General features: G+C 70.6%; 35 protein-coding genes. 33 read left to right on the top strand and 2 right to left on the bottom strand.

The window, feature by feature from the left end:
• Positions 1–33: 33 nt before the first annotated feature.
• The 12 genes from ACFYWS_RS39480 (at position 34) to ACFYWS_RS39425 (ending at position 5,147) form a co-directional block, all read left to right on the top strand.
• On the top strand, positions 34–897 hold the full coding sequence (locus ACFYWS_RS39480) for a hypothetical protein (RefSeq protein WP_389284593.1): 864 nt from the start codon (positions 34–36) through the stop codon (positions 895–897).
• On the top strand, positions 894–1,526 hold the full coding sequence (locus ACFYWS_RS39475; RefSeq protein WP_389284591.1) for a hypothetical protein: 633 nt from the start codon (positions 894–896) through the stop codon (positions 1,524–1,526). The genes ACFYWS_RS39480 and ACFYWS_RS39475 overlap by 4 nt, the downstream gene beginning before the upstream one ends.
• Positions 1,523–1,714 (top strand): hypothetical protein, encoded by a 192-nt coding sequence (locus tag ACFYWS_RS39470; protein ID WP_389284590.1) that lies wholly within the window; start codon positions 1,523–1,525, stop codon positions 1,712–1,714. Before ACFYWS_RS39475 ends, ACFYWS_RS39470 begins: the two co-directional genes overlap by 4 nt.
• A gap of 74 nt (positions 1,715–1,788) precedes the next feature.
• Positions 1,789–1,980, top strand: coding sequence for a hypothetical protein (locus ACFYWS_RS39465; RefSeq protein WP_389284588.1), 192 nt, complete (start codon positions 1,789–1,791; stop codon positions 1,978–1,980).
• A gap of 18 nt (positions 1,981–1,998) precedes the next feature.
• On the top strand, positions 1,999–2,139 hold the full coding sequence (locus tag ACFYWS_RS39460) for a hypothetical protein (RefSeq protein ID WP_389284587.1): 141 nt from the start codon (positions 1,999–2,001) through the stop codon (positions 2,137–2,139).
• A 36-nt stretch (positions 2,140–2,175) separates the two neighbouring features.
• Positions 2,176–2,517 (top strand): hypothetical protein, encoded by a 342-nt coding sequence (locus tag ACFYWS_RS39455; protein WP_389284585.1) that lies wholly within the window; start codon positions 2,176–2,178, stop codon positions 2,515–2,517.
• Between the two features lie 77 nt (positions 2,518–2,594).
• Positions 2,595–3,149: a hypothetical protein gene (locus ACFYWS_RS39450; RefSeq protein ID WP_389284583.1), complete on the top strand. Its 555-nt coding sequence runs from the start codon at positions 2,595–2,597 to the stop codon at positions 3,147–3,149.
• Positions 3,146–3,295, top strand: coding sequence for a hypothetical protein (locus tag ACFYWS_RS39445; RefSeq protein ID WP_389284581.1), 150 nt, complete (start codon positions 3,146–3,148; stop codon positions 3,293–3,295). Before ACFYWS_RS39450 ends, ACFYWS_RS39445 begins: the two co-directional genes overlap by 4 nt.
• Entirely contained in the window at positions 3,292–3,528 is a 237-nt protein-coding gene (locus ACFYWS_RS39440; RefSeq protein WP_389284579.1) for a hypothetical protein, read from the top strand. The genes ACFYWS_RS39445 and ACFYWS_RS39440 overlap by 4 nt, the downstream gene beginning before the upstream one ends.
• Positions 3,525–3,920, top strand: coding sequence for a hypothetical protein (locus tag ACFYWS_RS39435; protein WP_389284577.1), 396 nt, complete (start codon positions 3,525–3,527; stop codon positions 3,918–3,920). Before ACFYWS_RS39440 ends, ACFYWS_RS39435 begins: the two co-directional genes overlap by 4 nt.
• 2 nt (positions 3,921–3,922) lie before the next feature.
• On the top strand, positions 3,923–4,300 hold the full coding sequence (locus ACFYWS_RS39430) for a hypothetical protein (protein WP_389284575.1): 378 nt from the start codon (positions 3,923–3,925) through the stop codon (positions 4,298–4,300).
• Positions 4,301–4,394: 94 nt separating this feature from the next.
• Positions 4,395–5,147, top strand: a complete 753-nt coding sequence (locus ACFYWS_RS39425) for a hypothetical protein (RefSeq protein WP_389284573.1) — start codon at positions 4,395–4,397, stop codon at positions 5,145–5,147.
• Positions 5,148–5,351: 204 nt separating this feature from the next.
• Here the strand turns inward: ACFYWS_RS39425 and ACFYWS_RS39420 are convergent, their stop codons facing one another.
• On the bottom strand, positions 5,352–5,567 hold the full coding sequence (locus ACFYWS_RS39420) for a hypothetical protein (protein ID WP_389284571.1): 216 nt from the start codon (positions 5,565–5,567) through the stop codon (positions 5,352–5,354).
• 127 nt (positions 5,568–5,694) lie between these two features.
• Entirely contained in the window at positions 5,695–6,099 is a 405-nt protein-coding gene (locus ACFYWS_RS39415; RefSeq protein ID WP_389284569.1) for a helix-turn-helix transcriptional regulator, read from the bottom strand.
• A 181-nt stretch (positions 6,100–6,280) separates the two neighbouring features.
• Here ACFYWS_RS39415 and ACFYWS_RS39410 point away from each other — a divergent pair, with 181 nt between their 5' ends.
• The 21 genes from ACFYWS_RS39410 to ACFYWS_RS39310 all read left to right on the top strand — a co-directional run bounded on the left by ACFYWS_RS39410 (position 6,281) and on the right by ACFYWS_RS39310 (position 19,085).
• Complete coding sequence (locus ACFYWS_RS39410; RefSeq protein WP_389284567.1) at positions 6,281–6,454, top strand: hypothetical protein; 174 nt, start codon at positions 6,281–6,283, stop codon at positions 6,452–6,454.
• A 67-nt stretch (positions 6,455–6,521) separates the two neighbouring features.
• Positions 6,522–7,373 (top strand): protein transporter Sec31, encoded by an 852-nt coding sequence (locus ACFYWS_RS39405; RefSeq protein WP_389284565.1) that lies wholly within the window; start codon positions 6,522–6,524, stop codon positions 7,371–7,373.
• The gene (locus ACFYWS_RS39400; RefSeq protein WP_389284563.1) at positions 7,370–7,513 is read left to right on the top strand and encodes a hypothetical protein; all 144 of its coding nucleotides are present in this window, start codon (positions 7,370–7,372) and stop codon (positions 7,511–7,513) included. Before ACFYWS_RS39405 ends, ACFYWS_RS39400 begins: the two co-directional genes overlap by 4 nt.
• Complete coding sequence (locus ACFYWS_RS39395) at positions 7,510–8,094, top strand: hypothetical protein (protein ID WP_389284561.1); 585 nt, start codon at positions 7,510–7,512, stop codon at positions 8,092–8,094. The genes ACFYWS_RS39400 and ACFYWS_RS39395 overlap by 4 nt, the downstream gene beginning before the upstream one ends.
• A gap of 16 nt (positions 8,095–8,110) precedes the next feature.
• Positions 8,111–8,515: a hypothetical protein gene (locus ACFYWS_RS39390; protein ID WP_389284560.1), complete on the top strand. Its 405-nt coding sequence runs from the start codon at positions 8,111–8,113 to the stop codon at positions 8,513–8,515.
• Positions 8,515–9,156 carry a hypothetical protein gene (locus ACFYWS_RS39385; RefSeq protein WP_389284558.1) on the top strand — a complete coding sequence of 214 codons (642 nt, stop codon included), beginning with the start codon at positions 8,515–8,517 and terminating at the stop codon, positions 9,154–9,156. The genes ACFYWS_RS39390 and ACFYWS_RS39385 overlap by 1 nt, the downstream gene beginning before the upstream one ends.
• Positions 9,157–9,436: 280 nt before the next feature.
• The gene (locus ACFYWS_RS39380; protein ID WP_389284556.1) at positions 9,437–9,604 is read left to right on the top strand and encodes a hypothetical protein; all 168 of its coding nucleotides are present in this window, start codon (positions 9,437–9,439) and stop codon (positions 9,602–9,604) included.
• Between the two features lie 81 nt (positions 9,605–9,685).
• Positions 9,686–9,832 carry a hypothetical protein gene (locus tag ACFYWS_RS39375; RefSeq protein WP_389284555.1) on the top strand — a complete coding sequence of 49 codons (147 nt, stop codon included), beginning with the start codon at positions 9,686–9,688 and terminating at the stop codon, positions 9,830–9,832.
• Between the two features lie 247 nt (positions 9,833–10,079).
• Positions 10,080–10,340 (top strand): hypothetical protein, encoded by a 261-nt coding sequence (locus ACFYWS_RS39370; protein ID WP_389284553.1) that lies wholly within the window; start codon positions 10,080–10,082, stop codon positions 10,338–10,340.
• 65 nt (positions 10,341–10,405) lie between these two features.
• Positions 10,406–10,951, top strand: coding sequence for a helix-turn-helix domain-containing protein (locus ACFYWS_RS39365; protein ID WP_389284551.1), 546 nt, complete (start codon positions 10,406–10,408; stop codon positions 10,949–10,951).
• Complete coding sequence (locus ACFYWS_RS39360; RefSeq protein WP_389284549.1) at positions 10,938–12,215, top strand: PBSX family phage terminase large subunit; 1,278 nt, start codon at positions 10,938–10,940, stop codon at positions 12,213–12,215. Before ACFYWS_RS39365 ends, ACFYWS_RS39360 begins: the two co-directional genes overlap by 14 nt.
• On the top strand, positions 12,215–12,487 hold the full coding sequence (locus tag ACFYWS_RS39355; protein ID WP_389284547.1) for a hypothetical protein: 273 nt from the start codon (positions 12,215–12,217) through the stop codon (positions 12,485–12,487). The genes ACFYWS_RS39360 and ACFYWS_RS39355 overlap by 1 nt, the downstream gene beginning before the upstream one ends.
• Positions 12,468–14,045: a phage portal protein gene (locus ACFYWS_RS39350; RefSeq protein WP_389284545.1), complete on the top strand. Its 1,578-nt coding sequence runs from the start codon at positions 12,468–12,470 to the stop codon at positions 14,043–14,045. The genes ACFYWS_RS39355 and ACFYWS_RS39350 overlap by 20 nt, the downstream gene beginning before the upstream one ends.
• Positions 14,046–14,048: 3 nt before the next feature.
• Entirely contained in the window at positions 14,049–15,188 is a 1,140-nt protein-coding gene (locus ACFYWS_RS39345; protein ID WP_389284543.1) for a phage minor capsid protein, read from the top strand.
• Positions 15,189–15,243: 55 nt separating this feature from the next.
• Entirely contained in the window at positions 15,244–15,972 is a 729-nt protein-coding gene (locus ACFYWS_RS39340; protein WP_389284541.1) for a hypothetical protein, read from the top strand.
• A 9-nt stretch (positions 15,973–15,981) separates the two neighbouring features.
• On the top strand, positions 15,982–17,181 hold the full coding sequence (locus ACFYWS_RS39335) for a DUF5309 family protein (RefSeq protein ID WP_389284539.1): 1,200 nt from the start codon (positions 15,982–15,984) through the stop codon (positions 17,179–17,181).
• A 5-nt stretch (positions 17,182–17,186) separates the two neighbouring features.
• On the top strand, positions 17,187–17,495 hold the full coding sequence (locus ACFYWS_RS39330) for a hypothetical protein (protein WP_389284537.1): 309 nt from the start codon (positions 17,187–17,189) through the stop codon (positions 17,493–17,495).
• Positions 17,495–18,001 carry a hypothetical protein gene (locus ACFYWS_RS39325; protein ID WP_389284535.1) on the top strand — a complete coding sequence of 169 codons (507 nt, stop codon included), beginning with the start codon at positions 17,495–17,497 and terminating at the stop codon, positions 17,999–18,001. The genes ACFYWS_RS39330 and ACFYWS_RS39325 overlap by 1 nt, the downstream gene beginning before the upstream one ends.
• Positions 18,002–18,010: 9 nt before the next feature.
• Positions 18,011–18,430, top strand: coding sequence for a hypothetical protein (locus tag ACFYWS_RS39320; RefSeq protein ID WP_389284533.1), 420 nt, complete (start codon positions 18,011–18,013; stop codon positions 18,428–18,430).
• Positions 18,424–18,738, top strand: a complete 315-nt coding sequence (locus tag ACFYWS_RS39315; protein WP_389284531.1) for a hypothetical protein — start codon at positions 18,424–18,426, stop codon at positions 18,736–18,738. The genes ACFYWS_RS39320 and ACFYWS_RS39315 overlap by 7 nt, the downstream gene beginning before the upstream one ends.
• Positions 18,735–19,085 (top strand): hypothetical protein, encoded by a 351-nt coding sequence (locus tag ACFYWS_RS39310; protein WP_389284530.1) that lies wholly within the window; start codon positions 18,735–18,737, stop codon positions 19,083–19,085. Before ACFYWS_RS39315 ends, ACFYWS_RS39310 begins: the two co-directional genes overlap by 4 nt.
• Positions 19,086–19,127 lie beyond the last annotated feature (42 nt).

Raw genomic sequence — 19,127 nt, 5'->3', positions numbered from 1 at the left:
CCCCGACCAGTACGACCGAAAGAAGCGACGCAGATGCCTTGGGCACGATTCGACGACCGGTTCCCCTCGAACAGGAAGGTCCGCCTCCTGACCGACGGAGCGTTCCGTTTGTACGTCTCCGCGATCTGCTGGTCGGCCGAGAATCTCACCGACGGAGTCATCAAGACGACCGAACTGCGCCTCGTAAGCGACGTGAAGTCGTCACGAACGCGAGCGCAACAGCTCGTGGAAGCGGGCCTCTTTGAAGTCGTCAAAGGGGTCGGCTGGAAGATCCACGACTACAACGAATACAACCCCACCGCCGAGCAGGCCAAAGCCGACCGGGCCGCGAAGACCGCACGTCAGAAGCGGTGGCGGGAGAAGAAGAACGAGCAGCAGCCCGACCCCACACCTCCCGGCAACGGCACCGATGTAGACGCGTCTACAGACACGTCACAAGATGCGTCGCGCGACGCATCTAGAGACGCTGCCCCGACCCGACCCGACCCGACCCGTCCTTATACCGGGGTTGATCCAGGGGGGTCCTCTTACGCAAGTAGGACGGCCGGCCCCAACGACCACGCCCCCATCGACGACGCCGGATTCACCATCACCGACGCCATGCGCCGCTGGTCCCACGCCACCTACCCCGGCATCGACGTCGACCACGCCACCGCCCAGTTCGTCAGCCACTACCGCTCCACCGGCACCACCCGGAAGTCCTGGCCCGACGCCTGGCAGAAGTGGATCCGCGACGACCACAAGCGGGCCGCAGAACGCGCCGCACGCCCACAGCAAGGCGCCTTCCTCGTCCCCCTCGACGGCGGTGGCCAGACCCCCACCCAGCAGCCGCGCCGCAACACCACCGACGACCGCGTAGCCGGATGGCTCTCCCTCGCATCAGGAGACAACCAATGACACCCGACGAAGCAGCCCGACTCCTCGCCGCCTGCGCCGCATTCGACAACCGCCAACCCTCCGAGATGGCAAAGCAGGCATGGGCCGCCGCCCTCCGCGGTGTGCCCCTAGACGACGACACGTTCGAAGCCGTCGCCCGCTACTACAGCGCCCCCGCAGCCCCCGGCGAAACCGGCCGACGTTGGGTCGAACCGCACCACGTCGTCAGCACCCGCCAGAAGATCCGCGAGGAACGCCTCGGCACCACCATCCCCGCCTACAACCCCACCGACCCCAACGAGGACGCCCACACGTTCGTCAACCGCCGCCGCGCCCAACTCCACGCCATCGCCGACGGCCTCGAACAACCCATCCCCGTCCAAGCCCTCACCGGCGGACCCCACCCCCGCGTCGCCCAAGCCCTCGGCAACGTCGGCCAGATGCCCACCGACGAGCCCTACATGCCCGAAGGATTCCGCGAATCCATCGGCATGGCCGCCGCACCACCCGAACTCCGCATCCCCTGCCCCAAGAACGGATGCCACGCCCTCATCAGGCAGCCCTGCAAGACCCCACACGGCCGCCGCCGCGCACAACCCCACCAAGCCCGCACAGACGCCGTGCACGCCACCACAGGAGGCGCCGCATGATCCGCGTCGACCTCCCCGACATCCCCACCACCGACCGCCTCATCGAAGCCCTCCACGTCGCCGCCGGCGCCCGCCCCAACACCACCCAGGCCACCGAATGGCGACGCATCGCCCACGACCTGGAGCAAGCCCTCGACGCGATCGGCCCCACCTACCCGATCCAACAGGTCCACCAGAACGCCGCCTGAGCGCGCGTCACTCGGTTACGGCCGCCCCGCGCGCAAGACCCGACCAACCCAACGCCAGAGCAACGGAGATCACCATGACCGACCGACCGCAGACTCCCGCCAGCGAGCAGCCGGCCGCGTGCGCCAAGTGCCGCGTCCCGTTCGACCCCACCGACCCGCGCGCCGACGGCCGCTCGCGGTACCGCGACACCCCGTACTGCCGGATCTGCGTCAACCGCTGCCACGACACCGAGATCGCCGACCACCGCTGCGTCATCTGCGCCTGACCCACGAAAGGCCCCGCCATGGACAACTGCGAGGACTGCAACGGCTCCCGCTGCACTGAATGCCGCGAGCACTACTGCTGCGAGCCCTGCCCCTGCGGGCTCTCCCACACCTGCAAGTGCGGCTGCGACGCGTACGAGCGCCGCGCGATGGCCGACTGATCCACCCGCCCGCCCGACACCACGAAGGAGCACACCGTGCCCACCCGCATCTTCACCCGCGACCAACTCGACACCTGGGGCGTCCCCCACGACCTCCCCGAGGAGCAGCACGCCGCCAACTACCCCGACGCCGCGATCGAACTACACCGCGAACAGACCAGCAGCCGCCGATGGGTGTCCGTCAACAAGCTGATCTTCCGGGCCCCCGACGACGGCAAGGCGTACCGCGTCACGTTCGAGGTCGGCCTCACCGAGGAGCAGGAAGACCACGACCCGTGGGCCGACGAAGACACCGTCACGGGCGTCGAGGTCGAGCAGCGCACGGAGACCGTCACCCGTTGGAAGCCCGTCGCCTCGCGGCCCGCCGTCGAGCAGTGAACAGCAGCACGGCCGCCCCCGCTGATACCGGGGGCGGCCGGCACCGCCAGTCCACCACACGACACCCCGGAGCCACCATGACCGACCCCACCCCCGCCGACCGCATCCGCGCCCTGGCGCTAAACGAGGCCGCCGACTTCCTCCGTGACTCCCACTTCCGCGACGGCATGACCGTGCAGGAGATCGGCGTCGCACTGCACTACACGGCCGACGCCGCGGACCCGCGCGTCGGAACCCTCGCTCGCGAAGGGTTCGGCCTCGACGAAATCGCGGCCATGCTCGCCGAGCCCGCCGCGCCTGCGCCCGCCGATCTCCCCGGCCGCCTCCGCGCCGTGCTCACCGAACGGTTCACCTCGCTCGGCAACCCGTTCTCCCGCATGAGCTACAGCGAGAAGGGCCCCGACGGGTGGCCCGCAACGCATCCCGTCAGCCCCGCCATGGTGGCCGACGTCCTCCGCGAGCTGCTCGCCGCCGACGAGGTGCAAAAGGCCGAGCCCGACAACCCGCGCGCTGTGTGCACCTGCGGCCACACCCGCGGCGAACACGTCGACGTCAGCGGCCGCCTCCTCTGCGACGTCTGCGACCCCGACAGCAGCGACAACCTCGTCTGCAAGGAGTTCGAGGAGCTGTGATCTTCCACGACCTTGCCGACCTCGGCACCACCCTCATCGGCCGCGCCGTCCTCACCGCCGGCGCTTCGGCCGGCGCCGCGACCGCGCTCCTCTACGGCGCACTCGCCCTCGCCATCCACCTCCGCACCCGAAGGAGAAGCCCATGACGATCACCCTCGTCGCCCTCCTCGCCGCCGCACTCGGCTGGACCTGCGGCCACTCCACCGCCCGCATCCGCATCATCAACGTCGGCGCCACCGCCCGCGAAGACGACAACGCCCTGATGACCCAGGCCATCCGCGACCTCAACGACGCGTGCTGCGACCTGTGGTGGACGACCACCGGCCTCGAACACGACTCCACCTGCCCCAACCACAAGAGCCACCGGAGCGCCGCATGACCGACCGGATCCCGCTGGACGAACTGAACAGCGACCAACTAGACGCCCTGTACGCCCGCGCCGAGCAGGCCGAGGCCACCCACACCGCACCCGCGCTTCGGGCACAGCTCCGCGCAGCCATCGCGCCCATCCTCGACGAGTACCCGGAGCACAACCGCACCGACGAACACGAGGCGATCCTCGCCGAGATCATCACCGCCGTACTCGGCGCCATCCTCCCCACCGCGCGCACCACGGCCGCGCTCGCCCGCATGTCCGAGGCCGACGTCCACCGCGTCATCGCCGTCATCGAGGAGGGCCAGCCCTACGACCTCAACGACGAGCAATGGGAGGCCGGTTGGAACGCCGCAATGAACCGAGTCCGTGCCGCCCTCATGCCTAAGGAGCAGTGACCATGCCGAAGTTCCGCAAGAAGCCCGTCGAGATCAACGCCATCCGGTGGACCGGCGACAACATCGACGCCGTCATGGGCTTCATGCACCCGCAACAGCCCATCCACCCCAACGACCTGTCGCACATGCGGTTCACGAACGCGGACGACCTCGTCGGCATCGAGACCCTGGAGGGAGTGATGTTCGCGAGCAAGGGCGACTGGATCATCCGCGGCGTCCAGGGCGAGTTCTACCCCTGCAAGCCGGACATCTTCGCCGCCACGTACGAGCCAGTCGCTACTGGCCACGTCGAGGTCCACGTCCAACCCGACCCGCCGCACGTGGCCGACGCCATCCGCGACATCCGACGCCACGGCGGCCCGCCCAACTACCGCCGCTGAACAGCACGAAGGGGCGCGCCCACGATCTCCCCAGACCAGGCACGCCCCAACCGGTGGCACCAACGTACCGCCCCACCAGCACCAGGAGCGCACGATGAACCCCACCGCCACCCACCTCCGCACCATCGCCCTCCACTGGACCGACCTCCGCACCGCCCTCACCACCACCGGCACCACCACCTGGCCCCCCGCCGGCCGAATGAGCGACTACCTCACCGCCCTCGACCACGCCGACGAGCAGCTCGCCGAAGCCGCACGCTGGCAGGCCGCGTACAACCGGCAGTACCTCGATCGCGACCCCAACCAACTCGGCGTTACCCGGCCGCCCCTGAGTCTGACGATCGTGGACACCATGCGCGCCGTGGAGGCCGCGCTCACCCAGTGCGCCGACGACATCGCCCGCACCGCGCAGCGCCCGCCCATGGCCATGCCCACCGCGCGCCGGGCCGCGTACGCGAGCCAGCGTGAGGCCGACATCGCGCACGGCGACCGGCAGCGCCAAGCCGTGCTCGCCCGCGCCGACCTCGCCGACCCCCGCAGGTGGCGACACACCGGCCGACGCTCCGCACCCCACGCCGCGCTCTGGCTCCTCGCCCGCATCGAGTTCAAGCCCGGCCCATGCCGGCGCCTCACCCACGACGAGGCCCGCCGGATCGGCATCGTCGCCGAAGGAGCCGCGGAGCGTGTCGAGCGGGCCCTCGACATCGCCGCGCAGCGCGTCGCCCTGGCGCAGGCATGCGCGTGCGGTGGCCGCATCGACATGCACGGAGGCGAGGGACGCGCCCCGGTCGCGCACTGCACAGGCTGTGGACGGGTCTGGTCCGAGAGCGGGATGGCGGCCGCATGAAACTGGCCTGGCTCCGAATCCGCTGGTACGCCCGCGCAGCACTCGGCCTCCGCGACATGCGGCAAGCCATCCTGCGGCAGCGCATCGAGCAGGCGAAGGAGCAGCGGACGGGCTGAACAGCACGCGGCCCGCCGTCCCCGATGGGTGCGGCGGGCCTGCGAGGGTGGCCCCCTGTGATGCATGACGACCGTACGCCCGCCACGATCAGTGCGTCCAGACCTCGGGCCCACCGCCCCGCCACTCGATGAGCGAGGACCGGACGACGTCCATCTCGTCGAACTCCTGAAGTCCGGCCTCCTGCATGAACCGCGCGACGTCCTGCACGCTGAACGCGCGGCCGAGGATCGAACCGTCAGCACGGACGCGCCGGCCGCCGTCCTCGTCGGGCGGATAGATCACTACGGGCGTCGCGGGGGCCATGACACCAGCCTGCGGCGCCCCAGTCGGGGTGGCACGCCGGGCGCGGTGTTCGGGCGACCTGTGGGCGCGCTCCGTCGAGCACGACGAAGCCCCCGACCAGCCTGGTCGGGGGCTCGCCTGTGTGCGGCTACGCGTCCCAGTCGGCGGAAACCTCCTGCACGGCCCGCACGACCGCCTGCGCCGCCCGCTCGGCCTGCCCCTCGGTGAGGCCGATCTTCTGGGCCGCTACGCCGGTCTGGTAGGAGAGCACGTTCGCTAGCCGCTCCCCCTTGGTGAGGTCCGCTTCGGGGACGCCGGCCGGGTGCAACTCGGTGACGTTCATGGGCACTCCTTCGTCTCGTGAGGGCAGATCCGTGCGCTTGCCCGGACTCGGAGGATTCGCCGCGAAGAACGCGGCCACCTCGTCGGCCCGGAACCGGGGCCGCGTGCTGCCCTCACCCTCGACAGGCTTCGGGAAGGCGCCGCTCTTCCGGTGCGCGTGCACCGTCTGTCGACTCACCCCGTGCTCCGCCGCGATCTCCGTGGTGGTCATCAAGCGCGGGCTCCCCTCTGTTTCAGGGCTCTTGGGCACGGCAACATCCTTCCCGAACCTCTTGACGTTGTAAAGAGGTTCCTGCCACTCTGGCACTGCACCAACAAGGAAGCCCCGGCCCGGAGTTGCACCTCCATTGGGCCGGGGCGGACCCACCCACAACGCGAGAAGGAGCAGGTCCGTGCCCAACGGTACCGATCAGTCCCCGCCCGATGAAGCCGCACGCGTCGCCGAACTCCAGCAGCAGGCCGCCGCCGACTACGCCAAGGCGCAGAACCCCGCGCAGCAGGCCGCCGCCCGCGACCAGCTCGCCGACGCCCGCGCCCACGGCAACGAGCAGGCCGGCACCAACTGACCCACAGACCGGCCGGGCCCGCCACACCCCCAGTGCGGGCCCGGCCTTCGCTTCCTGGAGCAGCTCCGTGAAGACCCGCACCGACTACCGCACCGAGTACGTTCCGCACACCGTCGGCGGCAAGACCCGCATGGTCCCCGTACAGGTCGAGGTTCCGCCCCCCGTCGCACCGCGCGACTGGGACCAGCTCGCCATCAACGCCGTGACCGCCCTCGTCACCGTGCTCGTTCTCGTGTGCGTCGTCTGGTCCACGGTGTCCATCGGCGATCTCCTCGCCCGCGTCGTCGTCGAGCCCGCCGCGTACGGGGCCGCTGCCGTATTCGATCTCGCCTGGATCGCCCTCATGATCATTGAGTGGCTGGCCCGCTACACACCCGCCCGCGCGTACAAGGCCCGCGCCGCCGGATACGTCGCGCTCGCCGTCGCCATGGGCGCCGTCGGCACACACGGCTGGATCGCAGGAGACCCCGCCATCGGCATCATCGGCGCCGTCGTCTCCGGCCTCGCCAAGGGCACCTGGACGATCCTCCTCGACTACCAGGCCACACCTCTCGACGAGCGCACGGCCGCGTTCCTGGAGCAGGAACTCGCCGAGGCCGGCGCCGAGCTGTCGCGCATCCCCGTCGCCCGCCGGGTGAACCGGGCCCGCGCGCTCCTGGAGGGCGAGCGCCGCGCCCTCGACGCGGACAGCGGATCCGCCAATCCGGACCGTCCGGACGACGAGGAGGACGATCCGGGCCCCAACGTCCATCAACTCAACCCCGGCGTCCCGACCTTGAAGGACGCAGTCCGGACAGCATGGGACTCCGGAATCCAGGACCGGGACGCCGTTGCCCGCTACGTCGGCAAGGCCACCGGCAAGGCCCCCTCGCCCGACACCGTCGAGCGGTACCTCCGCGCGCTGAGAGTGGGGGCGTGATGGGCTACCTCATCCTCGCGTTGCTGCTCGCGACTGCCGCCTGCGGATGGCGAGCCCACGCCGACGACGTCCGCTTCGGCGCCCGCATGGCCGCGCTCCTCTGTGTCGTGCTGGCCGTACAGATGTGGTGGGAACTATGAGCCACGACGCCCCAGACCGCGCCGAGCTCGCCATCCGCGAGTGGCTCCACAAACGCGTGACCCCGAAGGTCGAAGAGCAGCCGCTCCCCGCCGCGCCCACACACCTGCCGCCCGGATACGCGCCCGCCCCGGACCCGGACGACTGGTTCACCCGCCTCTACGGCCCGGACGGCGAATCTCCCATCGAGACGCCGACCAGCCCGGACCTCGATCCGGAGCCGGGTCCGGAGGTCGAGGACGACGATCCGGAGCCCGCACCGTACGAAGGCCATAGGCCCTCGCGCCGCGCGCTCGTCGATGTCACCCACAACGCCGCCCCACGCCTGCGCTGGCTCGCCCTCCACACCACCGCCGCTGCCGCCGGGTATCCGCTCGGCCTCGTCAACTGGGGCCAGAACACCGCGGCATGGCTCACGGCCGGCCACTGGACCGCCCCCTCGGCGTGGGTGGTCTACGCCGTCGGCGTGATGGGGCTCGCCCTGTACCGCCGGACGCACCGCTCGCTGCTCCTCGTCGCATGGCTCGGCGCCGTGCCGATCTCCTCCGTCGTCCTCGGCGTGCTGCTGCACGGCCGCGCCTGACCTTCAAGGACCCATCGTGAACACGCTGTTCGGCAACCTCGGCGTCGTCGGCCTCGCCGTCGTGATGACCGCACTGTTGCTCTTCGGGATCAAGGGCGGCGGCAAGATCAAGCCCCTCGGCTGGTGGCCCTGCCTCATCGGCGGCATGCTCGCCGGTTCGGCCTACGCGGCGGCCGGCGGCATCTTCAAGATCGTGCCCGATCTGGTGGGCGGCCTGCTCGGCGCAGCGCAGGGCATCATCCCCGGCGTCACGCCACCCGCGATCGCGCTGGTCATCGCCATCATCATCGGGTTCCGTCCGATGACGACGAAGCAGGTCGCGATCACCGGAATCATCTTCTTCTACGCGGCCACCGGTGCGGGCGGCGTGTGGGGGCAGGTCGCCGATGCGATCACCAAGCTCGGCGCGCAGGTGGCGTGATGATCAACCGCCTCGCCGCGCGCACCCGCGCGCTCCTCGACCTGCTCGCCCGACTCGGCCCCGGATCCCAAGCCCTGCTGCTCCGCCTCATCGGCCGGTTCGGATGGGGCCCGGTCCTCTGCGCCGCGGTCGTCACCGTGTACGCGGCCGCCCGATACCGGACGTGGATCGCGTGGGGCGTCCTCGCCTGGTGCGCCGTCGCGTGGGCGCACGCCCCCAACGAGACACCCGCCGAGGACGACGAACAGGACGCGGAGGAGGCCCCCGTCGCCCCCGATCCGGCGGACATCACAGACGTCGTACGGGACGTCATCGGCCCCGGCCGCGGAGCCCTCCTCACGGCCCTCGTCGGACCCCTCGGCGTCGCCGACACGAAGGCCGTACGCGAGCTGCTCGCCGCGGCCGACATCCCGCTCCGACCAGGGGTGCGCACCCCGGGCGGGAATGGGCCCGGCGTCCACACCGACGACATGCCCACCCCTCGCCCCGCCCTCGACGACGCCGACGTTGGCGTTGTTGCCGCAGGTGAGACCGCCAACACCAACACCAACAACAAACCCACGGTGGAGGCCCGAGAGGGGATGACGATCATCACCGACCCGGCCGACTCCCACCGGACCCACAACCTCCGCAAAACCTGAACAGGAAGCAGCGAGCCATGCCGTACCGCTACTGGTGCGCCCAGTGCGAAGCCAGGTCACCGCACCCTCACGACCGCCGGACCGACGCCGAAGCCGAGCGCGACGAGCACCGCGCCACGGAGCACGGCGGATTGGCGCCGGCCTCCGGAGACGGAGTGCGGAAGGTCCACGCCGAGGGCCGCACCGGCACGTGTAGCGGCTCGCTGCTGTTCGTCCTATTCCTGCTCGCCGCGGTCCTAGCGAACTGCTTGGGCCGGTAGCCAACCGAAGGGGAATGACCATGCCCAACTACCTGGCCCAGTACCGGCAGGCGATCAGAGACGGTGCACACGACTACGCCCGCACCGTGCTGGTCTCCGCCATGCAGGCGGCGCGCAACGGTCTGGTGACCGAGGAGCAGGTCGCCGAACTCGCTCAGGAGGTGCGGAACAACCCGCCTTCCTCATGAAGCCCCGGGGCGGCCGTTCGCTGCCAGGCATCCCGGCCGCCCCGGTTCACCCATCCCGAACACGAGACAGGAGCCGACATCATGGCACTGAACAACAACATGCCGATCAGGGACCCGGAGCGCGCGGAGATCGACACCGAGAACGCCACCGAGTACCGGGCCTCGCAGGGCGGTTATTACCCGGTAGAGGAGAAGCCCGTTCCGGGCACGCCGCAGCAGGAGCGCTGACACACTGGAACCTCGCGCCGGGTAGCGCCCGGTAGTTGGCCCCGCCGTTCGCCCCCGTGACGGCGGGGCCTCACTACGCCCGTAGTTGCGCCGCGAGTGATCGTGTCGCACACTGGCCCCACGTCCGGCGTGCCCGGACCCGACAGGCCCGCCACATGCGGGCCTTACGCATATGCCGGAACACACCCGTCCGCCACAACTCGCACCGCATGATGCCTCTCTCATCACCACGCACCAGGGGGCACACATGGGGTTCATCAACAACGCGAAGGCCAACGAGGCGACCAGGGTTGCCACCGAGGCGTACGCGAGCGGCCGGCAGGTACTGACCTTCAAGATCATCGAGGCGAACGCCACCCACCGCTCAACCGGCGTCATGACCGGCATCGGCGAGCAGATCGAAGCCATCGAAGCGCAGGGCTGGATGCTCGCCAACATGTGCGCGGCCGAGGGCAAGGCACTGACCGGCGACCGCTCGGCGCTGATCTGCCTGTTCCGCCGCCGCTGACCAACCACCAGGCCCGACCGCATCCTCCCCGTGCGGCCGGGCTTTCGCATGCCCGGAGGTGGCCCGTGCCGCAGCCCAAGTTCAGTAAGGGCGGCCTCGTCACCGACGACGAGCGAGCCGAGATCATCCGCCTCCACGGCGAAGGCCACGGCCGCAACGAGATCGCACGCCTCACCCGCCGCTCCCAGCGCACGGTGTCCGTCATCTGCGCCGAGGAACACCTCGTCTTCGACGTCACCCAGACCGAGGAAGCCACCCGGCACCGCGTCGCCCAACTCGCCGAGAAGCGCGTCATCCTGGCCGACGCCTTCACCGACGACGCGCTGCACCTCTCCGCGCAGGTGTGGCAGCCCGCCACCATCCACAGCTTCGGCGGCAAGGAACACACGTACAACAGTCGCGATCTGGACGAGCCGCTCGCCGCGGACAAGCGCGCTCTGATGGCTGCGGCGACGAACGCCGCGGCGCAGTCGCTGCGTCTCGTGCCTCCCGTCGACGACGCTGGCGCCGACGACGCCCGCTCGATGCTCGGCAAGCTGATGAGCGGGCTCGCCGCGGTGTACGAGGAGCAGCGGGGGGCCGACGAGGAGGCGGAGGGTGGGTCTCCTTGATGCGCTGCCGTTGTCCCGCAAGCAGGTCGTGTCGATCGTCGAGGCCGAGTCCCGCATCAACGTGTGGGAGGGCTCGGTCCGTTCGGGCAAGACCGTCGCATCGCTGCTCCGCTGGCTGATCTACGTAGCGAACGCGCCGCGCGGCGGCGAGCTCGTCATGGTCGGCCGCACCCGCGACTCCCTGTTCCGCAACATCATCGGCCCGCTGATGAACCCCGACCTGTTCGGGCCGCTCGCCTCCCAGGTGCGCTACAACAACGGCGCCCCGATCGCGTACATCATGGGCCGCCCCGTCCACGTGATCGGCGCCAACGACGCCAAGGCCGAGCCGAAAGTCAGGGGCATGACGTGCGCCGGCGCCTACGTGGACGAGCTGACGACGATCCCGCGGACGTTCTTCGACCAGCTCGTTGCGCGCTGCTCGGTCAAGGGCTCCAAGATCTTCGCGACGACCAACCCGGACAACCCCGGTCACTGGGCTCGCCGCGAGTACCTCAAGCGCGCCGAGGCCGTACGGCTGCGCTCCTGGCATTTCGTCCTCGACGACAACCCGTTCCTCGACCCCGAGTACGTCGCCGCGCTCAAGGCCACGTACACCGGCCTGTTCTACCGGCGGAACATCCTCGGGCACTGGGTGCAGGCCGAGGGCGCGATCTACGACAGCTTCGACGAGGAACGCCACGTCGTCACCGACGTCCCGCACATCGCCCGCTGGCTGTGCGACGCGATCGACTACGGCACCACGAACCCGTACTCGGACCTGCTGCTCGGCCTCGGTGTCGACCAGCGGCTCTACGTCGTGTCCGAGTACCGGTGGGACTCGCGGGCCGAGCGCCGCAAGATGACCGACGCCGAGTACAGCCAGGCCCGCCGACGCTGGCTCGCTGCCGTACCGCAGCCACAGACCAACGTGCTCGGCGTGCAGCCGGAATGGACCGTCGTCGACCCGTCGGCCGCCTCGTACATCGAGCAGCTGCACCGCGACGGCGTGGCCGGGGTGACTCCGGCCGAGAACACCGTGCTGGACGGCATCCGCACCGTGGGATCGCTGTTCGCTGGCGACCGGCTGCGCGTGCACGCCTCCGCGCGCGGCCTGATCGAGGAGCTGCCCGGCTACTCCTGGGACGACGAGAAGGCCGAGAAGGGCGAGGACGCCCCGATCAAGCTCGATGACCATTCCTGCGACGCGCTGCGGTACGGGGTGCGTACGACCGAGGCCCTGTGGCGGCCCCACATCCCGACCCTCCTGGAGGTGGCCGCGTAATGGCACGCGACGTGCGTATCGAGCTGAGCGAGCAGGGGACCGGCACCGTCATGGTCGACGGGCAGCGCCTCAAAGGCGTGCGCGAAGTCTCTGTCGAGGGCGAGGTCGGCTGCCGCCCCGTCGTCCGCCTCGAACTGCTCGTCCACGACGTCGGGACCTTGGCCAAGCCGGACACCGTACTCATCCCGGACGACACCGCAGCGGCCCTCGTGGCGCTCGGCTGGACGCCGCCGCCCGGACAGGAGGTGCCCGATGCCGCTTCCGACGTCTGACGCCCCCTGGCCGCCCACCGACCACCAGGTACAGGCCGCACTCGCCGACTGGGACGCCTGGTATTCCGCCGACCCCGACCGGCTGGAGAACCGCTACCAGGGCCGCGGCTACCGCGAGGCACTCGACCGGCCCGCGCAGCACCGCGGCGGCCTCGTCGGCAAGGTCGCCCGCTGGTTCTGGGGCAACCCCACATCCCCCGGCGAGAAGCGCACCAAGCTGCACGTGCCGCTCGCGGGCGATATCGCGCGCACGTCGTCGGAGCTGCTGTTCTCCGAGCCGCCCAAGCTCGTCTCCGAGCACACCGCGACACAGGATCGCCTCGACGAACTGATGAACACCGGCCTCCAGCCGACCCTGTTGGAAGCCGGGGAGCTGTGCGCAGCGCTCGGCGGCGCGTACCTCCGCGTCGTGTGGGACGAGGAGGTCTCGGACCGGCCGTGGCTCGACGCCGTGGCCGCCGACCGGGCCATCCCCGAGTTCCGATACGGGCGCCTCGTCGCCGTCACCTTCTGGACCGTCGTCGAGGCCGAGGACTCCCGACGCGTGCTGCGCCACCTGGAGCGCCACGAAAAGGGCCGCATCTTCCACGGCCTCTACGAGGGCTCACTCATCGCGCTCGGCCACCCCGTCCCCCTCACAGAGCACCCGTCCACGGCCGGCCTCGCCACCGAAGTCGACGCAGAGGGCGGCCTCGACACAGGCGCCCCCGACCACCTCACCGCCTCCTACATCCCCAACGTGCGCCCCGCGCGGGCCTGGAGACACATCCCGACCGCCGCGTACTGGGGGCAGTCCGACTACCAGGGCATCGAAGGCCTGATGGACGCCCTCGACGAGACGTACAGCTCGTGGATGCGGGACGTGCAGAACGGCAAGGGCCGCATTGTCGTCCCCAACACCATGCTGGACAGCCTCGGGCCGGGGCAGGGCGCAGCATTCGACGAGGAGCGGCGCGTCTACTCCGGGCTCAACATGCTCCAGCGGCCCGGCGACCCCAACCCGCTCACCGTCGTGCAGTTCGAGATCCGGGTACAGGAGCACCGCGACACGTGCGCCGAGCTGGTCGAGCAGGCCGTACGGCAGGCCGGGTACTCCGCGTCGACGTTCGGGGAGACCGGCGACGGCTCCGCGGTGACCGCGACGGAGATCCGGGCCCGCGAGCGGCGTTCCATGAGCACGCGGGGACGTAAGTCCATGTACTGGGGGCCGGGCATCGCCGACGGGGCGGCCGCGCTGCTCGCCGTCGAGGCGGGCCCGCGGTTCCGTACCGGCGGCCTGGAGGTCGAACCCCCGAAGGTCGAGTTCCAGGACTCGATCAGCGAGGGCCCGAACGAACTCGCGACCACGGCCGAGCTGTTGCGCCGTGCCGAGGCCGCGTCCGACGAGACGCTCGTGCAGATGATCCACCCGGACTGGGACGAGCAGCAGGTACAGGCCGAGGTCGATCGGCTCGGCAAGGCCCGCGAGGTCGCCGACCCGTTCCTCACCGGTGCGGAGGACCCGGCCGGCGGGCCGCCGCTCCCGCCCGGGGCTCCCGAGGAGGACGAGGAGGCGTAGGCCATGCCCGTGTCACCGGCTATGGCCGAGGATCTCACCGCCGCGATCCGCACCCTGTACGACGATGCCGAGCTGACGCTGATCGACAAGCTGCGCCGCGCGCTCGCTGACGGTCTGGAGTCGCCGCTGTGGGCGGAGATCAAGCTCCGGTCCATCGGTGACCTGCGGCAGGCGGTCGAGGAGGTCACGCAGGCGCTCCAGGCGGATGCGGACGGGGCGGTCGCGGAGGCGCTGGCCACCGCGTACGGGCGCGGCAGGCAGGCCGCTGTCGCCGAGCTCGGCGCGCTGGACGTGGGCCGCGAGCTCCAGGCCCGCGCGCAGCTGCCCAACGCGCCTGCGGTGGACCGGCTTGCCGCCTCGTGGGCCAACGACACCCGGCCCCTGTACGCGCGCATCACCCGCGCCGTTCTGGACTTCTTCCGCGACACCGTCACCCGCGTCTCCACGGGCACGCTGCTCGGCACGATGACACGGCGCCAGGCCAGCCAGGAGGCGCTGAACCGGTTCGCCCGCCGTGGCGTGACCGGGTTCACCGACAAGGCCGGCCGCAACTGGGAGCTCGGCGCGTACGCGGAGATGGCCGTACGGTCCGTCACCGCGCGGGCCGCGGTCGAAGGCCACACCGACGCCCTCGCGGAGATGGGCGTCGGCCTGGTCATCGTCTCGGATGCGCCCCTGGAGTGCCCGCTGTGCGCCCCGTGGGAGGGCGAAGTCCTGTCCCTGGGGCCGGAGTCGGGGCCGCGGTCGCTGCGCGTCGAGCACGCGATCCAGCCGACGCGCCTGTTCGCCCCTACGCGCACGGTCGTCGTCCATGTGGCGGGCTCGCTCGTCGAGGCGCGCGCCGCAGGCCTGTTCCATCCGAACTGCCGGCACTCACTGTCGGCCTACCTCCCGGGCGTCACGACCCGGCCGAAGAGTCCGCCGCATCCGCAGGGTGCGACGTACGAGGACACGCAGCGGCAGCGGTACTACGAGCGCCAGGTGCGCGCGTGGAAGCGCAGGGCTGCGGCGGGCATGGACGAGGGTGCGCGCCGCACGGCGAACGCCAAGGTCCGTGCCTATCAGGCCCGGATCCGTGCTCTCACGGATGAGAAGGGCTTGGCCCGGAAGCGGCAGCGCGAGCAGATCGCCGCTGCTCATTGATCACCGGCCCGGAGCGCCGCACGGCAGCCGGGCACCCCGAAAAGGGAGTACACCCATGCAGCACCCTTTCAAGCACCCTTCCGCGACGCATCACGCGATGGAGGTGCTCGGCTATCGCCGCAACGGCTCGCCGATCTACGCCATCGCGGGTGGCAGCGGCGAGGGCGAAGGCGGCTCCGGATCCGGCGGATCCGAGCAGTCCAACCAGTCCGGAACCGGCGGAGACCCGTCCGGCGGGCAGTCCGGTGACCAGGGCGGACAGCAGTCCGGACAGGGATCCGGGGCGTCCGGATCGGAGTCGGGCGACGGCACCGACTGGAAGTCGGAGGCCCGCAAGTGGGAGAAGCGCGCCAAGGACAACAACACCGAGCTGGAGACCCTCCGCACGCAGAACATGAGCGAGCAGGAGAAGGCCGTAGCCGAGGCAGAGAAGAAGGGCCGCACGGCCGCCGCCGCCGACTACGGAACCAAGCTCGCCAACGCCGAGTTCCGCGCTGCGGTCGCCGCCGCAGGCATCGACCTCGGCGAGGCCGCCGACCTCATCGACGTGAACCGGTTCGTCGGCGACGACGGCGAGGTCAACGTCCAGGCCATCAAGTCCGCCGTCACCAAGCTGTCCAAGCTCGCCCCGCGCGGCCCCGGACGCTCCGGCACCGACATGGGCTCCGGCGGCTCCGGCGACCAAGCGGCATCCCTCGACAAGCAGATCGAAGAGGCATCCAAGCGGCGCGACTTCGCGACCGTGATCCGCCTCAAGCGGCAGAAGGCCGCACAGACCACCTAAGGAGGACCCATGGCCGGCATCACCGGGATGGGCACCACGTTCGACCTTCCCAACTACGCGGGCGAGCTGTTCGCCCTGACTCCGGCGGACACCCCCGTCCTGTCGGCCATCGGCGGTCTCACCGGCGGCGGTATGACGACCGGCGTCGAGTTCGAGTGGCAGACCTACGACCTGCGCGACCCGGGGCAGCGCACCCGCACCGAGGGCGCGACCGCGCCGACCGCCGAGGAGCGGGTGCGGGCGAACGTGCGGAACGTCGCTCAGATCCACCAGGAGAAGGTGTCGGTCTCCTACACCAAGCAGGCTGCGGTGGGGCAGCTCTCGACCCCGGGGGCGGCTCCGTTCCGTGGCGTGGACGGCTCGAACCCGGTGAACAACGAGCTGGACTGGCAGGTCGCGCAGGCGCTGAAGTCGATCGCGCTGGACGTGAACTGGTCGTTCATCAACGGGGCGTTCGCGAACCCCACGACCAACGCGACCGCCCGCAAGACGCGTGGGCTCCTGGCCGCGATCGTCTCGAACCGGATCGCGAAGGGCGTGACCACCACGGGGGCGACCTCGGCGACGGACACGGTCACGGCGACCGGGCATGGCCTGGTGGACGGCGACAAAATCGTGTTCACGAACACGTCGACGGCGACCGGGATCGTCGCGGGACGGACCTACTACGTCGACCAGATCGACGTGAACACCTTCAAGGTCAGCACCAGTTCGGGCGGCGCCCCGATCACCCTCGGCACCACGACGGGCCTCGCCTACACGAACCCGTGGGAGACCGCCCTCACCACCGACCACGTCTCCGACCTGCTCCAGCTCGCCTACGACAACGGCGGCATCAGCGAGCAGGAGACCGCGACGCTGATCGTCAACAGTGCGCAGCGCCGCGCGGTCACCAAGGCCTTCGCCTCGGCGTACGGCCAGTTCCAGGAGACCTCGCGCACGGTCGGCGGTGTCGCCGTCGACACGATCATCACGGACTTCGGGACGCTCAACGTGATGATGGACCGGCACGCGCCGCAGGACACCATCACCGTCGCGTCGCTGGAGCAGCTGCGCCCGGTGTTCCTCAACGTGCCCAGCAAGGGCGTCATGTTCGAGGAGCCCCTCGCCAAGACCGGCGCCTCCGACGAGGTGCAGCTCTACGGCGAGATCGGCCTCGAATACGGCAACGAGAAGGCCCACGCAGTCATGACCGGGCTGAAGGTGTGACGCGTATGCCGATCTACGAACGATGCACGGGCGGGCACGTCGCCGAGCGCGTACGCCCCGCCGAGGGCAGCGACGACGCCGAGCAGTACGCACGGCTCGCCGAGGACCCGGCCTCCGGCTGGCGATGCGCCGAGCAGGACGAGAAGGCCGAGGCGCCCGCGACGGAGCCGGTCGAGCTAGAGCGGCCGGCCAAGTCCGCGTCCAAGGCCGACTGGAAGGCGTACGCCATCAGTCAGGGCCTGGACGAGGACGAGGCCGAGAAGGCGACCCGCGACGAGCTCGCCGCGCGGTACGCGGTCGGAGGTGACTCCTGATGCCCATGTCCGCTTCCCTGTCCATGGCCGCCTCGGTCGACCTGTCCAAGGCCCTGGACCTGACCACAGCGCGCGACGGGCTCGCGTTCCGGCGCGCCGTCCAGCTCAACGACGGCACCGGCGCGGGCAAGGCCGACCGGGTGTTCCACGACCGGCGCACCCTGGCCGCGTCCGCGACCGAGGATCTCGACCTGGCAGGCGTGCTCCTCGACGCCTTCGGGGCCACGATCACGTTCGTCCGGGTCAAGGGGCTGTTCATCAGCGCCGCCGCGGCGAACACCAACAACGTCGTCGTCGGGGCCGCGACCAGCGCATGGGCGACGCTCCTGTCCGCGACGGGCACGCTCACACTGCGGCCGGGCGCCTCGGTCGGAGCGATGGCAGGCCCGGCAGACACCACGGCCTACGCGGTCACGGCCGGTACGGCGGACCTGCTCAAGGTCGCCAACTCGGGGGCGGGCAGCACGGTCGCGTACGACATCGTCATCGTTGGCTCGTCCGCGTAGGGGGTGGTCATGGCCCGGATCTACGCCACTTCGGCGCAGTACGCGATGTACACCGGGCAGGCGTCCCCGGCGGACGTCGAGGCCCGTCTCGGCCGTGCGAGCCGGTTCCTCGACTCCGAGGTGTTCCGGTTGTGCTGGTACGAGGTGGACGGCGATGGCTACCCGGCGAACACGCTCGTAAGCGATGCCTTCGCCGATGCGGTGTGCGCGCAGGTGCAGTGGTGGGCGGAGACCGGTGACGAGCTGGGCACGGCCGGACAGTGGGGCTCGGTGAAGATCGGGTCCGTCAGTCTGTCCGGGCCCGGCTCGTCGTCCGGCTCCGGAGGTGCCTCGACCGGCCGCACGGTCGCCGAGGCCGCCCTCGAAGCGCTCCGCACACCCGACCTGACAGCGGACCTGTTCCGGCTCGGCGAGGTGGTCCAGTGCTGATCCCCGCCTTCCTCCTCCAGCACGAGATGACCGTGGAGGCGTGGCAGGGCGAAGGACCCTACGGGCCCTCGTACGCGGCTCCGGTCGCGGTGCGGTGCTTCCTCGACGAGCAGACCCGCATGGTCCGCAACCCCGGGGGCGAGGAGGTCACCTCGTCCAGCACTGCCTACGCCCTGCCGGACGCGGTATGCCCGACACGCTCCCGGGTGACCCTGCCCTCGGGCCGGACCACCACCGTCATCGCCGCCTACCAGCGCGACGGCGGAAACCTGCCCACCCCCGACCACCTGGAGGTGCAGCTCCAGTGACGCAGTACGCACGCATGTCCTTCCAGGGACGGCGACTGTGGACATCGCGCGGTCGCAGGCAAGCGAGCGAGGGCATCCAGCAGGCCTTGGAGCACACCCTCGGCGTCTCGAATCAGCGCGTGCCGCTCGACGAAGGGACCTTGGAACGCTCCGGGCGGGTGGACGTCGACGGCCTCAATGGCGCGATCAGCTACGACACCGTGTATGCCGTGCGCCAGCACGAGGAACTGACCTGGCGGCACCTGCCCGGACGCCGCGCGAAGTACCTGGAATCAGCCATGAACGACGAGCGCGAGACCATGCGGCGCCTCATGGCCGTGCCCCTGCGCCGCTGGCTACGCGGCTGACCCACCCACCCTTCGAACCCCCGCCCTGTGCAGGGGTTTTCG

Origin of the sequence: Streptomyces sp. NPDC002795 (assembly GCF_042888725.1) — a bacterium.
Taxonomy (GTDB): Bacteria; Actinomycetota; Actinomycetes; order Streptomycetales; family Streptomycetaceae; genus Streptomyces.
Note: the sequence above shows the minus strand (reverse complement) of the source record. Positions and strands in the feature narration are given on the sequence as shown.

Coding starts and splice junctions, on each gene's coding strand:
- ACFYWS_RS39480 (WP_389284593.1), top strand. CDS start 34: ATGCCTTGGGCACGATTCGACGACCGGTTCCCCTCGAACAGGAAGGTC.
- ACFYWS_RS39475 (WP_389284591.1), top strand. CDS start 894: ATGACACCCGACGAAGCAGCCCGACTCCTCGCCGCCTGCGCCGCATTC.
- ACFYWS_RS39470 (WP_389284590.1), top strand. CDS start 1,523: ATGATCCGCGTCGACCTCCCCGACATCCCCACCACCGACCGCCTCATC.
- ACFYWS_RS39465 (WP_389284588.1), top strand. CDS start 1,789: ATGACCGACCGACCGCAGACTCCCGCCAGCGAGCAGCCGGCCGCGTGC.
- ACFYWS_RS39460 (WP_389284587.1), top strand. CDS start 1,999: ATGGACAACTGCGAGGACTGCAACGGCTCCCGCTGCACTGAATGCCGC.
- ACFYWS_RS39450 (WP_389284583.1), top strand. CDS start 2,595: ATGACCGACCCCACCCCCGCCGACCGCATCCGCGCCCTGGCGCTAAAC.
- ACFYWS_RS39440 (WP_389284579.1), top strand. CDS start 3,292: ATGACGATCACCCTCGTCGCCCTCCTCGCCGCCGCACTCGGCTGGACC.
- ACFYWS_RS39435 (WP_389284577.1), top strand. CDS start 3,525: ATGACCGACCGGATCCCGCTGGACGAACTGAACAGCGACCAACTAGAC.
- ACFYWS_RS39430 (WP_389284575.1), top strand. CDS start 3,923: ATGCCGAAGTTCCGCAAGAAGCCCGTCGAGATCAACGCCATCCGGTGG.
- ACFYWS_RS39425 (WP_389284573.1), top strand. CDS start 4,395: ATGAACCCCACCGCCACCCACCTCCGCACCATCGCCCTCCACTGGACC.
- ACFYWS_RS39420 (WP_389284571.1), bottom strand. CDS start 5,567: ATGGCCCCCGCGACGCCCGTAGTGATCTATCCGCCCGACGAGGACGGC.
- ACFYWS_RS39415 (WP_389284569.1), bottom strand. CDS start 6,099: ATGACCACCACGGAGATCGCGGCGGAGCACGGGGTGAGTCGACAGACG.
- ACFYWS_RS39395 (WP_389284561.1), top strand. CDS start 7,510: ATGAGCCACGACGCCCCAGACCGCGCCGAGCTCGCCATCCGCGAGTGG.
- ACFYWS_RS39385 (WP_389284558.1), top strand. CDS start 8,515: ATGATCAACCGCCTCGCCGCGCGCACCCGCGCGCTCCTCGACCTGCTC.
- ACFYWS_RS39380 (WP_389284556.1), top strand. CDS start 9,437: ATGCCCAACTACCTGGCCCAGTACCGGCAGGCGATCAGAGACGGTGCA.
- ACFYWS_RS39375 (WP_389284555.1), top strand. CDS start 9,686: ATGGCACTGAACAACAACATGCCGATCAGGGACCCGGAGCGCGCGGAG.
- ACFYWS_RS39370 (WP_389284553.1), top strand. CDS start 10,080: ATGGGGTTCATCAACAACGCGAAGGCCAACGAGGCGACCAGGGTTGCC.
- ACFYWS_RS39355 (WP_389284547.1), top strand. CDS start 12,215: ATGGCACGCGACGTGCGTATCGAGCTGAGCGAGCAGGGGACCGGCACC.
- ACFYWS_RS39350 (WP_389284545.1), top strand. CDS start 12,468: ATGCCGCTTCCGACGTCTGACGCCCCCTGGCCGCCCACCGACCACCAG.
- ACFYWS_RS39345 (WP_389284543.1), top strand. CDS start 14,049: ATGCCCGTGTCACCGGCTATGGCCGAGGATCTCACCGCCGCGATCCGC.
- ACFYWS_RS39340 (WP_389284541.1), top strand. CDS start 15,244: ATGCAGCACCCTTTCAAGCACCCTTCCGCGACGCATCACGCGATGGAG.
- ACFYWS_RS39335 (WP_389284539.1), top strand. CDS start 15,982: ATGGCCGGCATCACCGGGATGGGCACCACGTTCGACCTTCCCAACTAC.
- ACFYWS_RS39330 (WP_389284537.1), top strand. CDS start 17,187: ATGCCGATCTACGAACGATGCACGGGCGGGCACGTCGCCGAGCGCGTA.
- ACFYWS_RS39325 (WP_389284535.1), top strand. CDS start 17,495: ATGCCCATGTCCGCTTCCCTGTCCATGGCCGCCTCGGTCGACCTGTCC.
- ACFYWS_RS39320 (WP_389284533.1), top strand. CDS start 18,011: ATGGCCCGGATCTACGCCACTTCGGCGCAGTACGCGATGTACACCGGG.